Source organism: Nocardia sp. NPDC023852, assembly GCF_040639505.1.
GTDB lineage: Bacteria > Actinomycetota > Actinomycetes > Mycobacteriales > Mycobacteriaceae > Nocardia.
The window spans coordinates 120,550-141,520 of sequence record NZ_JBFAAB010000006.1 but is presented as its reverse complement, the minus strand read 5'-3'; the positions used below and the strand labels follow the sequence as shown (position 1 = coordinate 141,520).

The window sequence follows — 20,971 nt, the reverse complement described above, 5'->3', positions numbered from 1 at the left end:
GTGGGAACTACTTTCCGGCAGAGAAGATTTCCAGCGGCCCGCAACGAACATCGAACCTGTCACGGACGGTGTCCAGGGTGCGGCGATGATGGTCGCGGTGTATCCGGTGCCGCCCGAGCGCGTGCCGCGCAATGTTCGCCGCCCGGCGCGGCAGCGGGTACCAGCGGTCTTGGTCGAGTCCGAAGTCCAGGAGTACCCGAGCTGGTACACCATCGGCGATGAGGCCCGCGTTGTAGTGGGAGAGCGATATCGCCGTAGGGTGGAATGCCGCAGTCGACTTCTTCGCCAGATCCACCATGTCGAGTTCGTATAGCGGGATTTCGCCTACCTTGCCCAGGAACAACAGATGCGTCATGAAGTACGCCATGTACGACTGGATGGTGAGCGTCGCCGACCGCGTATGTATCGACAGGACGGCGCCACCAGGGGAAAGATACGGCTCGTAGGGGTGGTGGTCCTGCAGGATGTAGCCGGTGCAGTTCACGATCCAACTACCCGGCGCGATCGGCTTTGTTGCGCCGCTGCGGAATACCAGCTCGGTCGCACCGTTGCGGTCGACGGCATCCACCACGTAGTCCATCACCACCTGATTCAGGCCGGCGGCAATCCTGTCGTTCTCGAATTCGGACAGGACGGCAAACCTGAAGTTGCTTGCGTGGGGCGTCAGCCATGTTCCGTATCGAGTACGCATCCACGTGTCGACGTCCGTCTCGTTTGTCCCGTCGAAACGCAGCGCGGCCTCTCTGATGATATTTGTTATCGACGTGCCGCTCCACCATCGCCGGGCTCCGGCTGGGAAGCAGCGTTCACGGCTCAAGAACCATGTCCCGGAGCCTGCGACGAGGTTGACTTCCCGTTCGGGATAGTCCGTGATCAGCGCGTCGGCCGTGTCCATACCGGTCTTACCGCCACCGATGACCCACACCGGGGCGTCGCTTGCCCGCATCTCCGCGCCGCGCATATCCCAGGAATTGGGGGACACGGACCGGACACGTTTGCTTGACACGGTGAGCGGGTCATTGGGCACGATGCGGTGACCGTAGGCCTTGATCAGCCGCTTCGTCTCGATGACCAGATGCCGGCCATCCTCGGAGCTGCATCTGACACGGACGATACCGTCGATCTCCTCGTGGGTGTCGAACGTCCACCCGAAGAACTCCTCGAGGCGTACCTGTTGTCTTATGACGTCGAGGCAGTGCTCGAGATGGTCGAGGACCTCGTTTCCCGTCGCCAGATAGGAGCGGGCCCGATCGAGGGTCCATTTGATGTTGCCCGCGGTGAACAGCCGATGCGGCTGGTGGAGTCGCACGTACGGGTACGCGTCGAGCCACATTCCCCCACCGCGTTTTCGGCTGTCGATCAGGACGAGTTTCTGGTCACGGGACAGGTATTGGCCGGCGACGAACAGTGCATTGATTCCGGTCTGGCCCGCACCGACGACAGCGACGTCGCAACGTACGACTTCGGTGGACATCTCGACCCCCGAATGCAGTGACCGTGTGTCGTCGGACATCTCGATCATGCCCGGGTCGTTGTGCGTCATGTCATTCCTTACTTCGTTGAAATTTGCTGGTCGATGAGGATACGAAGGGCTCGTCGGCGTTGGATGCCCTCTCGACGGCGACGCGGTCGCCGCGAGCCGCGGATTCGCGGTCTTCGAGTACTTCGGCCAGTATCGAGCGGATCCGCTCGGCCAGGCACTCCTCGTCTCGAGTGGACGACATCTCGAGTGGACGACCTCGTCGCGAACAGCGATCGGAGCGAGGCGAACTGGTCGTCACCCGCCAATGTTTCGACGTGGCCTCCAACCGTGAGCGCAGGAATTTCACCTCAGCGCCGGCGTTCGGGTAATCGAACACCAGCGACGCAGGCAGTTGCATACCCGCCGCCTCGGCGAGCCGATTGCGCAGGTCGACACTGCCGAATGAATCGGATCCCAGGTCCTTGAAGGGTCGGGCCCGACGGCCTTGGCAGACGGGTACCCTAGCACCGCTGCGGCGAGTTCTCGCACGAATCCGAGCATCAGACCATTCCGTTGGTCCTCCGGTGCGGCGGCGAGCTGCCCCGCGATCACCAGGACGATGGCGATGTGATGATGTACAGTCCCCGCATGTTCGAGCTCGCCCAAGCTTTGGCTGTCGCGAAGATCCAACAGGATGTCTCCGGGGCACTGCGGCTGCTTCACCCTGACGTGGTGTTGGAGAATCCGGCATTCGGAACCACGGCCCGCGGAGTGGCGGCGGACCGGCTGGCACTGACTCGATTCTTCGCCATTTTTCCGGATTGTCACGTCGATCCGGCAGGCCACGGAGACGACGGCGAGACGCCGGTTTGTTCGGGCACCTCGCGAATCACCATGACCGGCAAGGGTTTCCAGGACATCCCCAGCGGAGACCATGCCGAGGTGCCAGTATTCACAGGATTCTCCTTCGCCGACGACCTATCGCCATTGAACGGTTCTTCTTCGACCTGCCCGTTCTGTGCGCGCAGTTGGGGGTGCCCACCGATGCGGTGCGGCGCGCTCTGTTCGGCGCTACCAGTCCCGGAATCGACACGGAAGGACCCCGGCAATGACGACGGACGCGCGCATCAAGACCGTTGAGACAATCAGGACCGCAGCTCTTTTCGATATCGTTGTGGATCTGAGCCCGCAACTGAACTTCGGCGATCGCGGCCCGCTCGGCCGCCGTGTGCTCTTCGGCGCCGCCGGCGGATCGTTCGAGGGTCCCAGGCTACGCGGCGACGTGGTCGCCGGTGGCGGCGACTGGGCATTGTTCCGACCCGATGGGACGATGATGCTCGATGTCCGGGTGACTCTGCGCACCGATGACGACGAGCTGGTGCACATGACCTACCAAGGCCGCTGTGTGATCCCCCCGCAGATCCAATCCAGGATGGCCGACCCCACGACTCGACACCAGATCGACCCGGCGCAGTACTACTTCCGTACGAATCCGCTGTTCGAAACCGGATCAACCCGCTATGCCTGGCTCAACGACGTCGTCGCCATCGGAACGGGATACATGGTAGACGGCGGTGTCGCCTACCACGTCGAATACGTGCTGTGACGCGCGCACCACCGTGTGTCCGTGCCGAGAAACCTGGGCGCACCCGTCCCATCCTGGTCCTCGAAGTCGCGCAGCAACCAGTGGACGTTATGGCTCGAAGGTAAGACCGAAATGCGCACCCAGCCGATCGAGCGCCTCTGGGTCGCCGAAAACAACTTTCTCCGCAGCGCGGACCGCAGCATGCTCTCGGCAGCGTCCGGATTCCCGCGTCAGTCACCAGAATCATTGCAGGACATGTCATACGAAAATCGACCGCCCGAGTGCATCCGTTTCGACTCGGGCAGCAACACCGATGTCATCGCGCCGGATCAGCGGCGGCGTGGTCTTCCCCGACGCCGCTGTTCTCATTGAGCGGCATCCTCGTCGCGGCTGAGGTGGCTCGTCGTGCTCGACAGAGGGACATCGACGGCCGGATGTCGTTCTGGCTCGCTGAATCTGGAACACTCCATCATCGGAAAGGTTCTTGCTGATGATCCGTCGTTTCACAACCCTCTCGCCCGCCGCGGCGCCGCCAGTGGACGATTTGGTGGCCGGCGCGCTGCCGGACCGGGTGCAGATTGCGCATGAGCGGTTGGCGCACCAGGGTGATCCGGCTCTGCTGGAAGCGTTGTCGGAACGTGAGCTCGCCGCCTCCCGCGAGTTGGCCGAGCTCGTGCGTGACCACGAACGTTATGAGCACCGTGCACGTATCCAGGCGGCCGCCGATGCCGCGGAGCGGGTACGCCGCACGGCGGCCGCCTTGGCCGAACGCGAAGCCGCGGACCTGCTGCGCGCCGCGGAGGCGATCGGGGAGCAGCGACGCAGCAGCAGCCCGCACGCGAAAGTGGCCCGTCTGCACCAGCGCAAGCCGCGTGTGCTGGGGTTGCTCGCCGGTGTCGTGGCGTTCTCGATGCTGTTCTCCGCGGTCACCGTGCAGCAGAACATCGCGCCGACCGGCGGCATAGCCAACCCGATGTGGTGGTTGTCCTACGGCTTGGAAGCCTTGATCAGCGCGGTACTTGTCGCGCTGATGCTGTCCACCGGCGATACCGCCGAGTGGGGTGTGATCGACAGACTGTGGCAGATCTACACCGTCGAGGGCGTTCTGCTGACAGCGAGCATCGCGCTGAATACCTTCCCCTACATCAAGGTAGGCGACGCGACCGGTATCGGGATCCACGCGATCGCGCCGATCATGATCGGCGTCGCGCTCGTCACCCACCGGCTCGTCGCCGAGCGGTACGGACGTGCGATCGAGCAGGCGACTGCTGCCGTGCCCGACCATGAAGACCTGCAGGCCCGGCTCGCGGCGCTCACCCAGGTCGGCGGCGCCGGGAACCAGATCCTGCCGGGCATCCTCACCGCGCAGCCCACGGCCGCTGGCCGCGCTTCGGAGCACTCCGCTGGTGCTACAGAGCAACCGGCCGACGCTGAGGAGGTCTCCGCGGCGCGGGCTCTCCCGGTGTGGCATCGTGCCGATACCGTCGAGCGCGAACGGAGCACTCCAGCTGCCACCGCGGAGCACCCCACCGCCGGGACGCAGATCGCGGCGTCCACCGCAGATCCCGCTGCCGCGATGTCCGAGCAGATGATCACCGAGCTGGTGCTGGCCACAACGCCGACCCCAGCGGCCGAGCCGACCTTCGGAGGGGCCCCGGGCGGCCGGGAAGCGTCTGCCGAGGCCGACGCGGGTGAGGCTCATCTGGACGCGAGGCTGGAGGCGGCGTTGCGGCAGACGCTCGCCCACATACAGATCAGCGGGCAGTCGCCGCCTGTGCCGCCGGCGGAGCGCTCCGATTCGGTCGAGCACGAGTGGAGCGCCCCTGCTTCCGCAGCGGCGGAAGACAAACATGTCACGCGCGCGGAGACCGCCGAGGCACACCCCGAATCGATCGCGCGCGCCATGGGAGAGCCGATCTCCGCGCGCCCGGACGACGACCGCGCACTGATCGCGCGCGAAACCGATCGCGCGCCGCGCGCCGTCCAGAACGCACCGATCGCGGCCGAAGACACGTCACCGATCGCCCGCGAAACCGGAGACACCACCCCTGCCGCGACGGCGCCACACGCGGCCGACGAGCCGGAATCAGCGCAAGCGACCGCGCATCCGATCGCCGATCACAAATCGTCTGAGCGAGGAATCGATCGCGCGCGGATCGCCGCGCACGACTTGGACTACATCGGCGATGATCAGGTACCGATCACGGATGACGAGCCTGCTGTGCCCTCCGCGGTCTCTCCCGTCTGGCTCACCAACCGCTCGGCGATCGCGCGCGGAAGCGCTGTGCGCCGCGTATGAACGAGACAGCCGTGCGGAGTTCGTTCGCGCACTTAGGCGGGAGTCCGAACTCGACGAACCATTGGCGCTCCGAGACTGATGCTTGCGTCGTTCGCGCCGAATCAGCCCCGGCGGCCCGGTGGCGGGCTGCTGCGCTTGGAGTCAGGACTCGAAGCGTCTGCGACAGCCCGCGCGCATTCGGCCGCGCGTAGACTCCTTTGGTGAAACAACTAACGATCGGCGTCGTAGCAACCTCTCGCAAAGAGGACGAGCATCGGCTGGCGATCCACCCGGCGCACTTCAACCGGATCGACCCGGGGCTTCGCGGCGGTGTTTTCCTCGAACGCGGCTACGGGGACCGGTTCGGTTACTCCGATGAGCGGCTGGCGTCGCTGGTTGCCGGGCACCGTACGCGCGAGGAGTTGTTCGCCGAGTGCGACGTGCTGCTGTTGCCGAAGCCGCTGGCTGAGGACCTCGAGAACCTGCGCCCCGGGCAGGTCGTGTGGGGGTGGCCGCACTGCGTACAGGACGCGCGAATGACCCAGCTGGCAGTCGATCGCGGCCTGACCCTGATCGCCTGGGAGGCGATGAACCACTGGACGAAGGAGGGCAACTTCAGCCTCCACGTCTTCCACAAGAACAACGAGCTGGCCGGCTACTGCTCGGTCCTGCACGCCCTGCAGCTGCGGGGGACCACCGGGGACTACGGTCGACGGTTGCGAGCGGCCGTTATCAGCTTCGGTTCCACCGCCCGCGGCGCTGTCCGCGCGCTCTCGGCGCTCGGGATCAGTGACGTGACGGTGCTGACGCAGCGCAGCGTCTCGGCGGTTGCCTCGCCGTTCGCGTCGGTGCGGATGCGGCAGTTCGAGCGCGACCCACGGAACCCGAGCCGAACCCTGGCCCTGAAGGCGCCGGAACCGGGGCCGCTGGCGGAGATGTTGGCCCAATACGACGTGGTCGTCAACTGCATTCTGCAGGACACCGAGGAGCCGCTGCTGTTCGTGCTGGACGAGGATCTACACCTGTTCCCTCGCGGAACACTGTTCATCGATGTCTCGTGTGACGAGGGAATGGGCTTCGAGTGGGCTCGTCCGACATCGTTCGCGGACCCGATGTTCACCGTCGGCGATGACCTGTACTACTACGGCGTCGACCACAGCCCCTCCTACTTGTGGAACTCCGCCACCTGGGAGAATTCCGAGGCGCTGCTGGATTACCTGCCGATCGTGATGGCCGGTCCCGACGCCTGGGACGGCAGTGCGACGGTCCGGCGTGCGATCGAGATCCGTGCGGGCCACGTCCAAAACCCACGGATCCTCTCGTTCCAGGGCCGTGCCGCTGCCTACCCGTACGCAGTCGCCTGATCGGACGCTTAGGACTGCGGTCACCAGGCGCGCCGACCGCCATCATGCGTGCTTCTACCGCCAATGCCTTCGCAGTACTCATGGTTATCGACGTGGGCGAAGTCCGACGGCGGTGCGAACTTATATTCGGCTTCAGGTCAGTAGGTCGACGGATTGCCGGGCAGCGCCGGGTTTGCCTGCAGTGCGGGTAGAACGTAACGCCGCACATAGCGCAGGACTGCCGCGTTGTCGTCGGGATCGATCGTCTCGCCCGGCACCGTGCCCACGCTGATCAGGAACCGAGCCACCCACTCGGAGACCTCGGCGAGGTCATGGCCGGGGTGGATCTCACCGCGGGCCGCTGCGGTTTCGACGTAGGGTCGCCAGAAGGCGGCGAGATCAGGCACGAGGCCGGAGACACCGGCGCCCGCGCACGCCGCGAACTCCTCCGGTTCGGAGATGCGGAGCCGCATGAGCAGCGCGCCGGGGTCGTCGTAGGCGCCGCGCCCGATGCGGACCCCTGCGGCGACTTGCTCGGCGAACGTGCCGATGGTGTCGAGTTCGGCCCTCGCGTCGTTCCAGAATGTGTCGGTCAGCCGCACGATCGCCGCACCCAGCAGTGACACCTTGTCCGGGAAATGCCGGTACAGCCATGCGCGCGAGACGCCCGCCTCCTCGGCGACCTCGATGACGGTGGTGGCGCGGATTCCCTTGTTTGCCAGTAGCTTCTGGGCGGCGTCGAGTAGTCGATCCACCACTGTGGCTGTTGGTGCCTCGGTCACGCGCCTCGCTTTCGGTAGAGCGCCGGAACCACCGGGTTTCGCGAAAACCGTAGCAAAGAGTGGACAGATCTGAGAATCTGACTACTGGTAGACAGAATATGCAATCTGTCTACACCTGGCGTGAAGGGATTGAGGATGTATCAACCGCGGACAGCGGTCATCGGGGCCGGCATCAGCGGTTTGACCGCGGGCAAGATGCTCAACGACTACGGCGTGCCGTATGTGTGCTTCGAATCGTCCGACCGGATCGGCGGTAACTGGGCATTCGGTAACCCGAATGGGCGCAGCAGCGCCTACCGTTCGCTGCACATCGACACCTCCAAGCATCAGTTGTCTTTCCGCGACTTCCCGATGCCAGAGGACTATCCGGACTTCCCGCACCATTCGCAGATAAAGCAGTACCTCGACGACTATTGCGCGGCGTTCGATCTCACGAGGGCCATCGAATTCCAGAACAGTGTCGAGCACGCCCGCCGCCTTTCCGGCGGCGGATGGGAACTGGAGACCGAGCGCGGCGAGGTCCGGCGCTTCGACCTGCTGGTGGTTGCCAACGGCCACCACTGGGATCCGCGCTATCCCGACTTCCCGGGTGAGTTCACCGGCGAGACGCTCCACGCGCACCACTACATCGATCCTCGGACTCCGCTGGACTTCACCGACCAGCGAATCCTCGTCGTGGGACTCGGTAACAGCGCCGCCGATATCGCGGTCGAACTCTCGTCGAAGGCGCTCGGTACCAAGCTGACGCTATCGACCCGGTCCGGCGCCTGGATCGTGCCGAAGTACATCGCGGGTCGCCCGGCCGACAAGTACTACCGCACAAGTCCCTACATTCCGTTCTCCTGGCAGCGCAAGATCGGGCAATGGGGTCAACCACTCGCCGCGGGCCGGCCGGAGATGTACGGGCTCCCTACGCCCAACCACAAGTTTTTCGAGGCGCATCCGACGCAATCGGTGGAACTGCCGCTACGGCTCGGCTCGGGCGACGTGGTCCCCAAGCCCGATATTGCCCGGCTGGACGGAAAAACCGTGCACTTCGCAGACGGGACCTCCGACGACTTCGACGTCATCGTCTACGCCACCGGATACAACATCAGCTTCCCATTCTTCGATCCCGACTTCGTCAGCGCTCCGAACAACCGAATCGACTTGTATAAGCGGATGTTCGCACCCGGTATCGATGATCTGGTCTTCGCCGGCTTCGCTCAGGCGACGCCGACGCTGTTCCCGTTCGTGGAATGTCAGGCTCGCCTCATCGGGGCCTACGCCGTGGGCCGGTACCGGTTGCCGTCACCGGACGAAATGCACCGCGTCATAGTCGCAGACCAGCAGCGCTACACCGGGCACATGCTGGATCGGCCCCGGCACACGCAACAGGTCGACTACTTCCTCTATGAACACGACATGCGGGTTCGTGAGATACCGGCCGGGGCCCGCCGTGCCCGCACCCAAGGTCCACCGCGGTGGGCGCGGGTGGCTGAAGCGCTCGACGTGCCGACGGGGGTTCGGAAGTGAACACGAGTTATCGGCAGGTGAGCTTCGATTCGAACGGAGTCATCTGTGACGCGTGGAGTTTCATTTCAGACCAGCCGAGCCTTTTCGATCGGTCCACGGGCCGGCCGGTGGTGGTCATGGCCCACGGTTTCGGCGGCACAAAGGATTCCGGGCTCGAAGCCTTCGCGCAGCGCTTCTCCGATGCCGGACTGGCGGTCTTCGCCTTCGACTACCGCGGCTTCGGCACCTCGGCGGGGGAGCCGCGGCAGAAGGTGTCGATGTCCGGACAGATCGAGGACTATCGTGCCGCCGTCTCAGCGGCCGCTCGGCAGCCGGGAGTCGACCCGAATCGCATCGTGCTGTGGGGTATTTCCCAATCCGGCGGGCATGCCATGATGGTCGCCACCGACCGCGTGGATGTATGCGCGGTCATCGCCGTTGTCCCGCTCGTCAACGGTTTGGCGGCTGGGCGATACGCGCTGACGCAGGTCGGTGTGGGTGCTGTCGCGAGGTCGACGGTCGCGAGTGTGCGCAGTGCGCTTGCCGGTCGTGCTGGCCGACCTCGGACCTTGATGCCGCTGGTCGGTCTGCCGGGTGAACGCGCCGCGCTGACGGCCGACGGTTACTACGAGAGCTACCTCTCGCTGGCCGGTCCGTCCTGGCGCAACGAGGTCGATGCTTCCGTCGGCGTCGAACTCGGCAGTTACCGCGCCGACCGGTGGGTGGACCGTATCGGCGCACCGGTACTGGTCCAGATCGCCGACTTCGATCGCGCGGCGCCACCGCGGGCGGCGGCAAAGGCGGCGTTCAAGGCGCGCGCCGAAGTCCGCCATTATCCGTGTGACCACTTCGATGTTTTCGACGGTAAAGAATTCTTCGAACCGGCCGTGGAGCACCAACTGCATTTCCTGCGGAGAAAACTGCTCGGCGGTGCGGCGGTAGAGGACACGGTTCGAGTGGACGGGGAGTCGGCATGACCGCCCATGTCCGGTGGTCCGTGGATGGGTGCGGCGGGCATCGCTCTGGCCGCCGTGCGCAGCCTGGTAGCCGTGGGCTGCGAGTGATCCTCGCCGACATCGACGCGGTCGCGGATAGGCAGTAACAGATCACGCGCCTATCGGTGAACTCGCTCGAGGGCTGGAGCGGGATCAACCTCATCGGTCGCGGCACCGAGTATGGCGAGAAAGGTCTGATTTGTCCGTGGCGCAATGATTTTCGATATTCTGACTGCACCGGTTCCTGGGACGAGAGGGAGCTCATGACGATTCCCGTTGGTGCACCCGGCTGGTACGAGGCGTGGTCACCTGAGCAACGTCGAGCCACCCTCTCCCTCGCGCAGTCCAAGCTGCGCTGGTTGGTGTTCTGGTTCGGTGCGGCGGTGGTCGGGGTGGTGCTGGCCGTCGGCTTGGCCACTACCGACAACCCGATGATGCCCGACCCGTCGTTACTCGCTCCGCCTGCGCCCATGGTGATCGCGCTTGTCTCTTTGGGTTTCGACATCGTCGCACTGCTACTGAATTGGTCAGGCTGGCGTCGGGTGTGCGCGGTGTTCGCGGGTAGCGTGCCGGCGGCCACACTGCAAGGGATACGAGCACGGACGGCGCTGCCGGTTCTGCTCGCACAACTTGTTGGCATGTTCGCGGGGGTATGGGTGGCCATGTACCCCTGGTTGACGTTCACCGAGGAAGGGACCGAGTCGAATACACCCGCGGTGGTGGCATCCGCCGCGGTGGTGGCGATTCTCCTTCTGGCCTGCGGCTTGGCGCCGTCATGGTTGCGGGTCGAGCTCTACCGAGTGCGGTCGACCGCCTGAGTCCGCTACACGAGCCCCATGTCAGCGCAGATCCGGTGGGCGCGGCCAAGGGTTGTCCTCGATGTGCTCGACTGACTGGTTGAATCGCGCTATGAGCCTGCTCAATTGATCGATGTCCGCGTCGGCCCAGTCGGCAACAACCGAGCCGATGCCCTGGCGGCTCTGTACTCGATCGGCGGCCAGCAGTTCCAGACCCTTGGCGCTGGCGCGGATCTTGCGGGCGATGCCGCCGTCGGGGTCGGGCACTCGGTCGACCAGTCCTTGTTTGAGCATTGCCCCGACCTGGCGGTTGATCGTGGAGATGTCGAGCTGAAACGCCTCGGACAGCTCGCGCAGGCTCAGCGGGGCGTCGAGCTCGAGCCGGGTCAGGATCAGATTGGCCGAGCGGTCCAGCTGGAAGCCGGGGCGGCGCAGCAGGGCGGCGGGGAAGTGTCTGGCCAGCAGCGACAGCTCGAAGGCGAGGCGAGTGAGCGGTGTGCTGTCGGCGGGACCGGAATCGGACATGTCGACACTATGTCGCGTGCCTCACGTCAATATCAAATTGTGCACGATACATGCCGTATGTGCCATACACATGTGACTGTTGTCGCCGACGCGTCCTCGACCGTGTCCGGTTCGGCGACCGGCGTCGTCCCACGCCGGCCTTGTTCACGTTCCACTAGTTGGTCCCTGAGGGCTCACGTCCTGCGTGGCCGCCACTACCGTCGGTGCTGCTTCCGCTCTATGGCGCGTCGGCGACCGCGTCGGTGTACCGGTGGGCAAGGGTGCGGATGTGGGCGACGAGTTCCGGCGGACTGTCCACGCGGAAGTCCATCATCAGCATGGATAGGTAGATGGCGACGGTTTCCAGCGCGTCCGCGCCGGTGTAGAGGACGCAGGTGTCGGCATCCGCTGCTTCGACGACACCGACCGCCGGATTGATGCGGGCGATCACGGTCTCGGCCGGAGCCAGCACGGTGACCCGCGCCTGCACCCGCCAGCCGGCGGTGGCGATGTGGCGCATGACGAAGGCGACCAGATCGTCGTTCGGAAGCGAGCGTGCGGCGAAGCGGCGGCAGCCCGGCGCGGCCTGGGGAATCCGAGCGACGGGAATCGCACGCCAGGAATGGCTTTCGAGGCTGTAGGCGACCAGGTACCAGCGGCGCTGCCAGTTGATGAGGCGATAAGGCTCGACCTCCGATACGGGCTGGCTCGCGGCGGCCTCCTCGATGCGGACAGTGGCGCCGTCGCGGATGGCGTCCGCCAGGGCGGTGAGCACCCCGGCGGGCACCGGGGCGTCGGGTTCGCGGGAACCGGTGGTCGCCGGGCCGATCGCCGTGGCGTCGCGTAGCGCGGTCACCTTGCGCTGCAAGCGTTTCGGCAGAATTTTGTCCAGTTTGGCCAGCGCTCTGGTGGCGTGGTCCGCAATGTCCGCGATGCCGGTGGAACCATCCTCGGCCAACCCGACCGCTACCGCGACGGCCACCGCTTCGTCGTCGTCCAGCAGCAGGGGTGGCATGGTCGTGCCGCGGCCGAGCCGGTAGCCGCCGATCGCGCCGCGCTCCGCGTGCACCGGGTAGCCCAGCTCGCGCAGCCGCTGGATGTCATAGCGCAGTGTGCGGTCGGTGACGCCGAGTCGAGCGGCAAGGTCGCGTCCGGTGTGCGCGCGATCCTGGAGCAGCGCGAGCAAACGAAGGACACGTGTGGTGGATGCTGCCACTTTGCCTCCAAAATTAGGAACGAAATTAGCCTAATTGGCCCATAGGCTCGTGTCAGCACCAAGGAAACAACGCGAAAGGCCTTGATATGAACGCCACAGCCACCACCGCCGTCGCCACACTGCGGCCCGTCTGGCGGGACGTCCTCGCCTCCTCCTACCGCGCGCTCGAAACAGTCGTCGCGGGTGTCGGAGACGATCAGTGGCAGCTGCCCACCCCGTGCTCGGAATGGGATGTGACGCAGGTTGTTCAGCACGCCGCGGGCGATCAGCTCGCGTACGCCGAATGCCTCGGCATAGGCGATGGTCCGGCCGACAACCCGTTCGCGCCGTCGGGTGACGTCGACGGCTCTCCGTCGGACCTCGTGCGCGAAGCGATCGAACAGGTCTCCGCCGCCTGGGCAACGGTCGCCGACGACTCCGAAACCGTGCCGACTCCGCTGCCGCACGGCGCGCTCGCCACGCCGGTCGCCGCGGTCATGTGTGCGCTGGATGCCGCCGTGCACGCCTGGGATATCGCGATCGCCACGCGCCAGCCCTCGCCCCTGACCGACGACCTCGCCGCCCACTTGCTCACCGCGGCCCGCACCGTCCACCCAGCCCCCGGCAGCGGTGAGCAAGCCGAAATGGTCGAGCCCCTGCGCCAATGGGGCGCCTATGCCCCGATCGTCGAAGGCCCGGCCGACGACACAGCCATCGCCGCGCTCCTGCGTTACTTGGGCCGCGACCCACTCGCCTGATCGTGACGCTGGGCCGCGACCCGCGCGGCGGCTGACTGCTTTGTCTGGATTGCGACCTGGGTGTTCGACCGTGCTGATCGGGTTGCGATTCGCACGGTAGGACCGTGCTCCCTGGGTCTCGGTTCGCACGCCTTACCGCGCTGCTGAGCCGCGAACCCGCGCCTGACTGTGTGCATGGTCGTGGTTTACGCGTCTATGTGCACTGCCGGGTCGCGAACCCGGCGCGGGGCCCCTGGGCGACGATTCCGCGGGCATGGTCGCGGTACCTGAGGACGCGTCGACTCAGCGCGCGGTGACGAATCCTTGGGTGACCATCCAGTCCCGCGCCACCTCGGCGGGCTCGCGTCCGTCGACGTCTACCTGCCGGTTGAGTTCGGTGATGGCTTCGTTGGTGAGGCGCCGCGAGATCGGCGCCATGACGGTGGCTACCTCCGGATGCGCGTCGGCGAACGCCTTGCGTATCACCAGTGCCGCGTTGTATTTCGGAAAGAAGCCGCGATCATCTTGCAGCAGAATGAGATTCAAAGCGAGAATCCGGCCGTCGGTGGCGGCGACGGAACCGAAGTGGCACTGCTTGCCGTCGGCGGTGGCCTGGTACACCACAGCGTCCTGGACGATCTGCTTGCGCACCTTGCCGGGGTCGATCGCGTACTCGCGGGTCAGGCCGGGGAAACCGTCCTGCCGGACGTTGAATTCGGTGCCCACGCAGAGGGTGGCCGCGGCGGGGTCGGAGTCGACCAGCCTGACGTAGTCCGACAGCGTGCGCACGCCGGTCTCCTGCGCGGTCCGGGAGCTCATGGCCAGCGCGTAGGTATTGTTCATCGGCGCCATGCCCGCCCACACCATGCCGTGCGCGGCGAGGTCGGCGGCGCGGACCGCCTCGAACTGGCCGATCTCGTCGGGTATCGGCGTCTCGTTGCCGAGGTAGTTGACCCAGCCGGTGCCGGTGTAGTCGTAGACGACGTCGATCTGCCCATGCAGCTGGGCGTCCCGCATGCTGTTGGAACCTTGGATATTCGTCAGGTCACGCACGTCCGCGCCCGCCGCCGATAGGGCGAACTCGATGAGATATCCGAGGATGTTCTGCTCGGTGAAGTCCTTGGAACCGACGATGACGCGCACGTCCGCGAGTTCGGGCACCGGCTGAATGCTGCCCGGGCCGACCCGCAGCGGCACCGCACCGCCGGATTGCAACCCGCAGGCGCCGACCAGTGCCAGACCGAGCGCGAGCGCGAAGGTGCGCCAGGCCCGGCTCATCTAAGCCCCCTCGGTCCGAGAAACTCTTCGGCGAGCGCGCCGAGCCAGTCGACCAGCAGCGCCAGCGATACCGCAAGCACCGCCCCGACCACCAGGGTGACGTTGTCGCGCAGCTTGTAGCCGGTATCGATCAGGATGCCGAGACCACCCGCGCTCACCAGGAACGACAGCGTCGCGGTGCCGACCGCGAGCACCAGCGAGGTGCGCAATCCGGCCAGGATATAGGGCACGGCGAGTGGGAATTCGATGCGGCGCAGCACCGTGGCCGCCGACATCCCCTGCCCGCGCCCCGCATCGATCAGGGTCCGGTCCACCTGCTGGTAGCCCAGGATCGTGTTGCGCAGCACCGGAAGCAGTGAATAGAACGCGATCGGCGCGACACCGATCCAGAAGCCGGTCGTACGGGTGGCGAGGTAACACAGCACGATCAGGCCGATGGCGGGCGCGGCCGCACCGATATTGGCGATGCCGACGAAAAGTGGCGCGAAACGGCGAAATCCCGGCCTCGTGAGCAGGGTGCCGAGTGGGACCGCCACCGCGATGACGATCAGCATCACGGTCGCGGTGATCAACACGTGCTGCCACGTGACGGTCGCGACATCGGCGCCGTTGAGGCTGGCCTGCTGGGTAGTGGTGAGGTCGCGGGCGAACGCCCACACCAGCACGCCCGCGGTGAGCACAAGAACGAGTACGGGTTGGACGAACAACCGGATGCGCTCGGCCCGGCGCTGGGCGGCGGGTGTCGTCGTGGCGGCGGTGGACGTCATGGTGTGCCGTCCGTTGCGACGCGGTCCGCTCCGTATTCCGCGCGCAGGGCCGACAGGTGTGCGACGAGGGTGTCGATCGTGATCAGCCCGACGTACTCGCCGCGTGTTCCGGTCACCACCGCGGTCGCGGTCTGTTCGGCGAGCAGCGCTTCGAGAGCATCCTGCAGGGTTGACATCGGCGACAACGTCGCGCCGATCGGCGATCCGATGTCGCGCAACGAGTTCGCGTGTGCCAGCTGCTGGGATGACACCCAGCGCCGTGGGCGGTGGTGGCCGTCGAGCACCAGCGCCCACGGCCAGTCCCGGTTGGCGAGCGTGCTGCGCAGATCGTCGACAGGGTCTTGCTCGGCGGCGGTGGCGCACTGGCCGAGTTCGACCTCTCGGACGCGGGTCAGCGTGAGCTGCTTGAGCGAGGCGTCCGCGCCGACGAAACCGGCGACCGTCTCGCCGGCGGGGTCGGCCAGGATCGCGGCAGGCGTGTCGTACTGCAGAATCCGGGACTGGTTGCCCAGCACCGCTATTCGATCGCCGAGCTTGACCGCCTCGGTGAAATCGTGTGTCACGAACACGATGGTCTTGCCCAGTTCGCCTTGGAGGCGCAGCAACTCGTCCTGCAGTAGGCCCCGGGTGATCGGGTCGACAGCGCCGAACGGCTCGTCCATCAGCAGCACCGGCGGATCGGCCGCCAGCGCCCGTGCTACCCCGACACGCTGCTGTTGGCCCCCGGACAGCTGGCGCGGGTAGCGTCCGCGATAGGTGTCCGGGTCGAGGCCGACCAGCTCGAGCATTTCGTCGACCCGTGCCCCGATCCGCTTGCGGTCCCAGCCGATCAGACCGGGAACGGTCGCCACGTTCTTCGCCACGGTCAAGTGCGGGAAGAGCCCGGCTTGCTGGATCGAATAGCCGATGCCACGCCGCAGCCGGTCGGGATTCATCGACGATGCGTCGCGTCCGCCGATCGTTATGGTGCCCGAGGTGGGCTCGATCAGCCGGTTGATCATCCGCATGGTGGTCGTCTTGCCGCAGCCGGAAGGCCCGACCAGGACCACGATCTCACCCGCCGGAATGGTCAGCGAGACTCGGTCCACGGCTGGGTCGCGTTGGCCAGGATAGTGTTTGGTGACCGAGTCGAGCACGATCTCGACGCCGGACACAGCCGATACGGCGGCGCCGGTGTGGGTTTCGGTGTCAGTCACGGATTCCCCTCGAGGTGGTGAGCCGTCCGACCAGGACGTAGGTCCCGTCTAGAACGAGTGCCAGCAAGACGATGAGGCTCGTTCCGACCAAGGCCTGCGGCATCGCGTTCGGGCTGCCGAGCCGTGCGAGACCGGAGAAGATCAGGTTGCCGAGACCGGGGCCCTTGGCGTACGCGGCGATCGCGAGGATGCCCATGATCATCTGCGTGCTCACCCGCATGCCGGCCAGGATCGCGGGCCAGGCGAGCGGCAGCTCGATGCTGGTGAGCATGCGGAGCCGACTCATCCCGACGCCGCGTGCCGCATCGGTGACGGCGGGGTCCACCGAGGCCAGTCCGAGGATGGTGTTGCGCATGATCGGAAGCAACGCGTAGACCACGAGTGCGGTGATGGTCGGCGCGACGCCGAGGCCGAGGAACGGGATCAGCAGGCCGAGTAGCGCGAACGACGGAACGGTGAGAACCGCGCTGGCCACCGCGGTGGCTATCGAGGAACCGAGCGGGCTGCGGTAGACCAGAATTCCGATCAGCACCGACACGGCCGTGGCCAGCAGGACCGATTGCACCACCGCCGAGACATGCAGAGAGGAGTCGACGAGTAGCTGGTGTCGTCGGTGCACCACGAATGTCCACAGCGTGTCCAGGGCCGGACCTTCCCCTCGCCTGGTTTCCTCGGAGACTATCGCGATTTCCGCGCGGCCGGACGGGATCCCAGCTCGCAGTGGTTGCCCCGCAAGACGGTGATCGAAACCATTCGGTCTGGCGCGGAACCATCGACGCTGTTCTATCGTCGAACTTCATAAGACCCGAAAGTCGGCGATGTGAGACGAATTCGAGGAAGCGATGTCTCGAGAGCAGCTCGGCCCGCGCCGAACACGTCGGTGGATCGTGCTCGGCCTGGTGCTGTTCGCCCTCGTCGCCTCCGGGATCGCAGGAGTCCGCTGGTGGGAGGACCGATCGAACGGCCAGGCCATTGTCGGCGAGCGCCGCACCGAGTTCCCGGCCCTCGATCGCGCGGCGCTCGATCCGAAACAGGCCAGGATCGTCGCGGTGGCCGAGCGCGAGTTCGGCAGTCCGGGCGCGGGAACGAAATACGCCGAGGGGATCGACGAGGCGTGGTGCGCCGACTTCGTCAGCTGGGTGCTGCGCGAGGCGGGCACTCCGCTGGTCAATCCCCATTCGGGCTCATGGCGGATCCCGGGCGTGTACACGCTGCAGGAGTACTACGAAGGCGCAGACCGGTTCGCCCCGATCGGGTCCGGCTACCACCCGCGCACCGGTGACGTGCTGCTGTACCGGCAATCCAGTCCGTTCGGCCAGCACACGAACATCGTGCTGCGTGCTGATGGCGGCGAGGTGACCACAATAGGCGGCAACGAATTCGGCGACGTCCGCATCCACCGATTCACCCTGGCCGATGTGCCCGGTGTGGTGGGGTTCGGGCGACTGTGACAAGCCTTGCTCCGCAAAGGCGGATCCCCCCGGTACGCACGTGAAATCGCCTGGCGCATAGTCCTACGATGTGTTCGGCGGCGCCCGGCAGCGCCGTCGCCGATCCCCGCCCTGCTTCCCCCTCATCGGCAGGACGGGGATTTCGGCCTCAGGGCGTCCCGAATCCGGCGCCATGTCAGGCGCAACCGTATGTGTCGGTCCGCAGCCCGCGCCGGGCCGAGCGAAGGCGAGGCAGCCGCATATCGGATACAGCCGGGCGAAGTCCCCCCGTAGCCCGCGCCGGGCCGAGCGAAGGCGAGGCAGCCGCATATCGGGTGCAGCCCGGCGAAGTCCGCCCGTAGCCTGCGCCGGGCCGAGCGAAGGCGAGGCAGCCGCAAATCTGTCGCGTACCGTGTCGGTTGTCCATCGAGAGGTGAGGGGTTTCGGAACTACTGATGCAGCCGACCGACGAATCGAGTAGTGAGCCGGCCTGGATCGACTATGCCGAGTTCGGCGAGCGTTTCGTGAGGCATGCCGTGGCCGCCGCCCGAATCGAGGCCGCGGTGTCCGGTATGACAGGCCGTGGCATGACGATCGGTCCGGTCTCGATCGGTCCGGCCGGACTCGCCGGTTTCGTCGCCGAGGGCAAGGTGGGCACACCGGTCGTCCTGCACAGTGGACCGCATCTGACGTTCGAGGTCACCATTCCGGTGTCGCTCGTGGTGAAGGTGCTGCTCGGCGGCAAGAAGCTGCGGCTGGAGGCCAGGGTCGAGATCGATCTGACGTTGCACGCCCACACCGCCGATCCGCTGCTCATCGTCATCGACATTCCGCCGATCACCCAGCGCGATATCAGCTTTGTGCTGCGCGCGCAGGCGGTGGAGTCGGCCTGGGAGTGGCTGCTCGACCCGATCGCGGGCGTGGTGCAGCGCGAGGTCGCGTCCCGGGTGAACGCCATGCTTGCCGATCCGCAGACGCGTCGCGGCCTGGTGTTCGACGTCGAAGCCATGGTCGACGGAACCCGCTCGCAGCATCGGGACAAGGCCGAATTCGACTGGATCGGCTACGACGAGTTCGGCGACCGGTTCTTCTCGCGCGTCGTGACGCGGGACCGCGTGTTCGAGGTGGTGGAGCGGCTTGCGGGGCGGCCCATCGAGGTCGGTCCGTTGTCGACCGGGCCGCGCAACGCCGCGACGGTGACGGTCCGCGGATCCGTCCGGGTGCCGCGGCTGGTGGACAGATCGGCGAAACCGGTGGCGTTCGATCTGACGCTTCCGGTGTGTCTGGACATCACCGTCGACGTACTGAAGGCCAACCATTACCGCGCCGACGTCGAGGTGCGGTTGGTGCTGACCGCACGGGCCGCCGACCCGCTGCTGCTCGTGATCGACGTGCCGCCGCCGGACCTCGGCGACATTCGGATCGATTTCACGGCGCATGGCATCCGCGCGGCGACCCTCGGTGCGCTCGCGGGTATCAAGAAGCAGATCGTGGCGCAGGTGGCCAGGGTGGTCAGCAACGAACTCGCCGATCCTACGGGCCGGACCATCGACGTCGCCGCGCGCATCGACGGTGTGGCCTAGCAGCTGTGGCGAATGTGAACTGTGTGTCCTGTGGGTCTAGCGGTTCCAATGTGAATATGGTGAAATGAGTCCACGTTCGAGGCTCCCGGCGCGCATTGGATAGGGGAAGGTGCGCCGGGCACGCTGCCATCCATGTCGGGTTGCGCGAAGGAGTCCACGATGCGTTCCAATTCGGTGTCCCGGCGTGAGCTTTTCGCTTTCGCGGCCGCGGCGGCCGCGGTCGGCGTGACCGCGGCAGCAACCCCGGCTTCCGCCACCAGAACCTCGCTCGGCACCCTGATCGATTACGCGGGCGGGGTTCCCTCCGCCGCGGCGATCAAGGACGCCGGCCACCTCGGTGTGATCCGCTACGTCTCCGATCGCAGGCCTGGCGCCGAGTGGATGGCGGGCAAGCCGCTGCACGCCAGGGAGGTCGAGCAGTTGAACGCGGCGGGCCTGAAGATCGTCTCCTGCTACCAGTTCGGCAAGGGGCCGACCGCCGACTGGCGCGGCGGACTGGAGGCGGGGAAGCGGCACGCGGCGCGCGGGCTCGAGCTGCACCGTGCGGCGGGCGGCCCGGACGGCGCGCCGATCTACGCGTCCATCGATGACAACCCGTCGCCGGTCGACTTCGCCACCATGATCGCGCCATACCTCCTGGGTTGGCAGTCGGTGATCGGCCGGGAGAACACCGGCGTCTACGCGAACGCGCCGACCATCGGGCTTGCCACCGCGGCGGGTCTGTGTTCTTGGTACTGGCAGCATGACTGGGGCACGCCGACGGGTTTCGTGCACCCTGCGGCGCACCTGCATCAGTTCGAAATCGACGAACGATCCATCGACGGGGTAGCCATCGACCTGAACAACGTGCTCGCCGCCGAGTACGGACAGTGGTGAGCGGCCCGGCCGACTGAGCGGCTGGGCCGGGTGGTTGATCGGTCAGGTCTGGCAGTGGCTCGCCGGTGTGACGCGCAGGTCGGGCTCGTCGTCCGGCACAACCCGCAGCATCGGACGACTGTCCGGCGCCTCGTGGTCACCGAGCCACGAGAACAGCGACCACCGGGACAGGCCGGAGAACGCCGAACCGAGGCTGGTGAACGAAAACGACGAGATAGCCGACCCGAGCGATCCGACAGAACCGATCGACAGGATCGAGCCGACGCTGCCGACGGACAGGATCGAGTAGGCCGAGCCGATCGACAGGATCGAACCCTCCGAGCGGATCGACAGTATCGAGCGGTGCGAACGCCTGCTCCGGATCGAGTGACCCGGCCGTGTCGAACGATCGATGGTCGCCATAGTTAGCGGTCTACCACAGTCTGGAAGACTCATGCGACATCGCGGCAGGTCCTTTCGAGAGTGTCACGGAGCCTGCAAGCCACCGAAAATACGGGCACCGCGCGGTTGCCGCCACCTCGGCAAACCCTCTGTTTCTCGGGAGAGAAGGCGAGGCCAGGCATTCCCCCGTTCGCCGCGCCACAGGCGCGTCCGACAAAGCGCTCACCTGCTAGCTAGCCGCAACCACTCGGCCCGACTCCCGTTTCCGAGCGCAGCGAGACCGACCAT

21 protein-coding genes are annotated in these 20,971 nt (G+C 66.2%); 11 read left to right on the top strand and 10 right to left on the bottom strand.

What is annotated here, in order from left to right; all coding sequences use genetic code 11:
• Nucleotides 1–7 precede the first annotated feature (7 nt).
• Together AB0H00_RS13190 and AB0H00_RS13185 are read right to left on the bottom strand one after the other, a co-directional pair.
• Nucleotides 8–1,543: a potassium transporter gene (locus tag AB0H00_RS13190; protein WP_357265270.1), complete on the bottom strand. Its 1,536-nt coding sequence runs from the start codon at nucleotides 1,541–1,543 to the stop codon at nucleotides 8–10.
• 1 nt (nucleotide 1,544) lies between these two features.
• Nucleotides 1,545–2,213, bottom strand: coding sequence for a phosphopantetheine-binding protein (locus AB0H00_RS13185; protein WP_357265268.1), 669 nt, complete (start codon nucleotides 2,211–2,213; stop codon nucleotides 1,545–1,547).
• Between AB0H00_RS13185 and AB0H00_RS13180 the strand changes: the two genes are divergently transcribed.
• The 4 genes from AB0H00_RS13180 to AB0H00_RS13165 all read left to right on the top strand — a co-directional run bounded on the left by AB0H00_RS13180 (nucleotide 2,111) and on the right by AB0H00_RS13165 (nucleotide 6,689).
• Nucleotides 2,111–2,602, top strand: a complete 492-nt coding sequence (locus tag AB0H00_RS13180; protein WP_357265266.1) for a nuclear transport factor 2 family protein — start codon at nucleotides 2,111–2,113, stop codon at nucleotides 2,600–2,602. The genes AB0H00_RS13185 and AB0H00_RS13180 overlap by 103 nt on opposite strands.
• On the top strand, nucleotides 2,571–3,068 hold the full coding sequence (locus tag AB0H00_RS13175) for a DUF3237 domain-containing protein (RefSeq protein WP_357265264.1): 498 nt from the start codon (nucleotides 2,571–2,573) through the stop codon (nucleotides 3,066–3,068). The genes AB0H00_RS13180 and AB0H00_RS13175 overlap by 32 nt, the downstream gene beginning before the upstream one ends.
• Nucleotides 3,069–3,537: 469 nt before the next feature.
• Nucleotides 3,538–5,346: a hypothetical protein gene (locus AB0H00_RS13170; protein ID WP_357265262.1), complete on the top strand. Its 1,809-nt coding sequence runs from the start codon at nucleotides 3,538–3,540 to the stop codon at nucleotides 5,344–5,346.
• A gap of 200 nt (nucleotides 5,347–5,546) precedes the next feature.
• On the top strand, nucleotides 5,547–6,689 hold the full coding sequence (locus tag AB0H00_RS13165; RefSeq protein WP_357265260.1) for a N(5)-(carboxyethyl)ornithine synthase: 1,143 nt from the start codon (nucleotides 5,547–5,549) through the stop codon (nucleotides 6,687–6,689).
• 137 nt (nucleotides 6,690–6,826) lie between these two features.
• On the opposite strand, the gene AB0H00_RS13160 is transcribed toward AB0H00_RS13165, so the two are convergent.
• A complete protein-coding gene (locus AB0H00_RS13160) occupies nucleotides 6,827–7,450 on the bottom strand; it encodes a TetR/AcrR family transcriptional regulator (RefSeq protein WP_357265258.1) in 624 nt (207 codons plus the stop codon).
• Between the two features lie 135 nt (nucleotides 7,451–7,585).
• On the opposite strand from AB0H00_RS13160, the gene AB0H00_RS13155 reads away from it, so the two are divergent.
• From AB0H00_RS13155 to AB0H00_RS13145, 3 genes are all read left to right on the top strand, one after another.
• Nucleotides 7,586–8,965 (top strand): NAD(P)-binding domain-containing protein, encoded by a 1,380-nt coding sequence (locus AB0H00_RS13155; RefSeq protein WP_357265256.1) that lies wholly within the window; start codon nucleotides 7,586–7,588, stop codon nucleotides 8,963–8,965.
• Nucleotides 8,962–9,921: an alpha/beta fold hydrolase gene (locus AB0H00_RS13150; RefSeq protein ID WP_357265254.1), complete on the top strand. Its 960-nt coding sequence runs from the start codon at nucleotides 8,962–8,964 to the stop codon at nucleotides 9,919–9,921. Before AB0H00_RS13155 ends, AB0H00_RS13150 begins: the two co-directional genes overlap by 4 nt.
• A gap of 281 nt (nucleotides 9,922–10,202) precedes the next feature.
• Complete coding sequence (locus tag AB0H00_RS13145; RefSeq protein ID WP_357265252.1) at nucleotides 10,203–10,757, top strand: hypothetical protein; 555 nt, start codon at nucleotides 10,203–10,205, stop codon at nucleotides 10,755–10,757.
• Between the two features lie 21 nt (nucleotides 10,758–10,778).
• Here the strand turns inward: AB0H00_RS13145 and AB0H00_RS13140 are convergent, their stop codons facing one another.
• Both AB0H00_RS13140 and AB0H00_RS13135 read right to left on the bottom strand, forming a co-directional pair.
• Nucleotides 10,779–11,261 carry a MarR family winged helix-turn-helix transcriptional regulator gene (locus AB0H00_RS13140; protein ID WP_357265250.1) on the bottom strand — a complete coding sequence of 161 codons (483 nt, stop codon included), beginning with the start codon at nucleotides 11,259–11,261 and terminating at the stop codon, nucleotides 10,779–10,781.
• 217 nt (nucleotides 11,262–11,478) lie between these two features.
• Nucleotides 11,479–12,456 carry a WYL domain-containing protein gene (locus AB0H00_RS13135; RefSeq protein ID WP_357265248.1) on the bottom strand — a complete coding sequence of 326 codons (978 nt, stop codon included), beginning with the start codon at nucleotides 12,454–12,456 and terminating at the stop codon, nucleotides 11,479–11,481.
• A gap of 86 nt (nucleotides 12,457–12,542) precedes the next feature.
• Here AB0H00_RS13135 and AB0H00_RS13130 point away from each other — a divergent pair, with 86 nt between their 5' ends.
• Nucleotides 12,543–13,193 carry a TIGR03086 family metal-binding protein gene (locus tag AB0H00_RS13130; protein WP_357265246.1) on the top strand — a complete coding sequence of 217 codons (651 nt, stop codon included), beginning with the start codon at nucleotides 12,543–12,545 and terminating at the stop codon, nucleotides 13,191–13,193.
• A 282-nt stretch (nucleotides 13,194–13,475) separates the two neighbouring features.
• Here the strand turns inward: AB0H00_RS13130 and AB0H00_RS13125 are convergent, their stop codons facing one another.
• The 4 genes from AB0H00_RS13125 to AB0H00_RS13110 are packed head-to-tail and all read right to left on the bottom strand — an operon-like array spanning nucleotide 13,476 to nucleotide 17,056.
• The gene (locus AB0H00_RS13125; RefSeq protein ID WP_357265244.1) at nucleotides 13,476–14,450 is read right to left on the bottom strand and encodes a glycine betaine ABC transporter substrate-binding protein; all 975 of its coding nucleotides are present in this window, start codon (nucleotides 14,448–14,450) and stop codon (nucleotides 13,476–13,478) included.
• Nucleotides 14,447–15,217, bottom strand: a complete 771-nt coding sequence (locus tag AB0H00_RS13120; protein ID WP_357265242.1) for an ABC transporter permease — start codon at nucleotides 15,215–15,217, stop codon at nucleotides 14,447–14,449. Before AB0H00_RS13120 ends, AB0H00_RS13125 begins: the two co-directional genes overlap by 4 nt.
• On the bottom strand, nucleotides 15,214–16,413 hold the full coding sequence (locus tag AB0H00_RS13115) for an ATP-binding cassette domain-containing protein (RefSeq protein WP_357265240.1): 1,200 nt from the start codon (nucleotides 16,411–16,413) through the stop codon (nucleotides 15,214–15,216). The genes AB0H00_RS13120 and AB0H00_RS13115 overlap by 4 nt, the downstream gene beginning before the upstream one ends.
• On the bottom strand, nucleotides 16,406–17,056 hold the full coding sequence (locus AB0H00_RS13110) for an ABC transporter permease (RefSeq protein ID WP_357265549.1): 651 nt from the start codon (nucleotides 17,054–17,056) through the stop codon (nucleotides 16,406–16,408). Before AB0H00_RS13110 ends, AB0H00_RS13115 begins: the two co-directional genes overlap by 8 nt.
• A 199-nt stretch (nucleotides 17,057–17,255) precedes the next feature.
• On the opposite strand from AB0H00_RS13110, the gene AB0H00_RS13105 reads away from it, so the two are divergent.
• The 3 genes from AB0H00_RS13105 (at nucleotide 17,256) to AB0H00_RS13095 (ending at nucleotide 20,302) form a co-directional block, all read left to right on the top strand.
• Entirely contained in the window at nucleotides 17,256–17,864 is a 609-nt protein-coding gene (locus AB0H00_RS13105; protein ID WP_357265239.1) for a CHAP domain-containing protein, read from the top strand.
• Nucleotides 17,865–18,298: 434 nt separating this feature from the next.
• Nucleotides 18,299–19,426 carry a hypothetical protein gene (locus AB0H00_RS13100; protein ID WP_357265237.1) on the top strand — a complete coding sequence of 376 codons (1,128 nt, stop codon included), beginning with the start codon at nucleotides 18,299–18,301 and terminating at the stop codon, nucleotides 19,424–19,426.
• Nucleotides 19,427–19,585: 159 nt separating this feature from the next.
• Nucleotides 19,586–20,302: a DUF1906 domain-containing protein gene (locus AB0H00_RS13095; protein WP_357265235.1), complete on the top strand. Its 717-nt coding sequence runs from the start codon at nucleotides 19,586–19,588 to the stop codon at nucleotides 20,300–20,302.
• 42 nt (nucleotides 20,303–20,344) lie between these two features.
• Here AB0H00_RS13095 and AB0H00_RS13090 read toward each other — a convergent pair whose 3' ends face one another.
• Nucleotides 20,345–20,704: a hypothetical protein gene (locus tag AB0H00_RS13090; protein ID WP_357265233.1), complete on the bottom strand. Its 360-nt coding sequence runs from the start codon at nucleotides 20,702–20,704 to the stop codon at nucleotides 20,345–20,347.
• Nucleotides 20,705–20,971 lie beyond the last annotated feature (267 nt).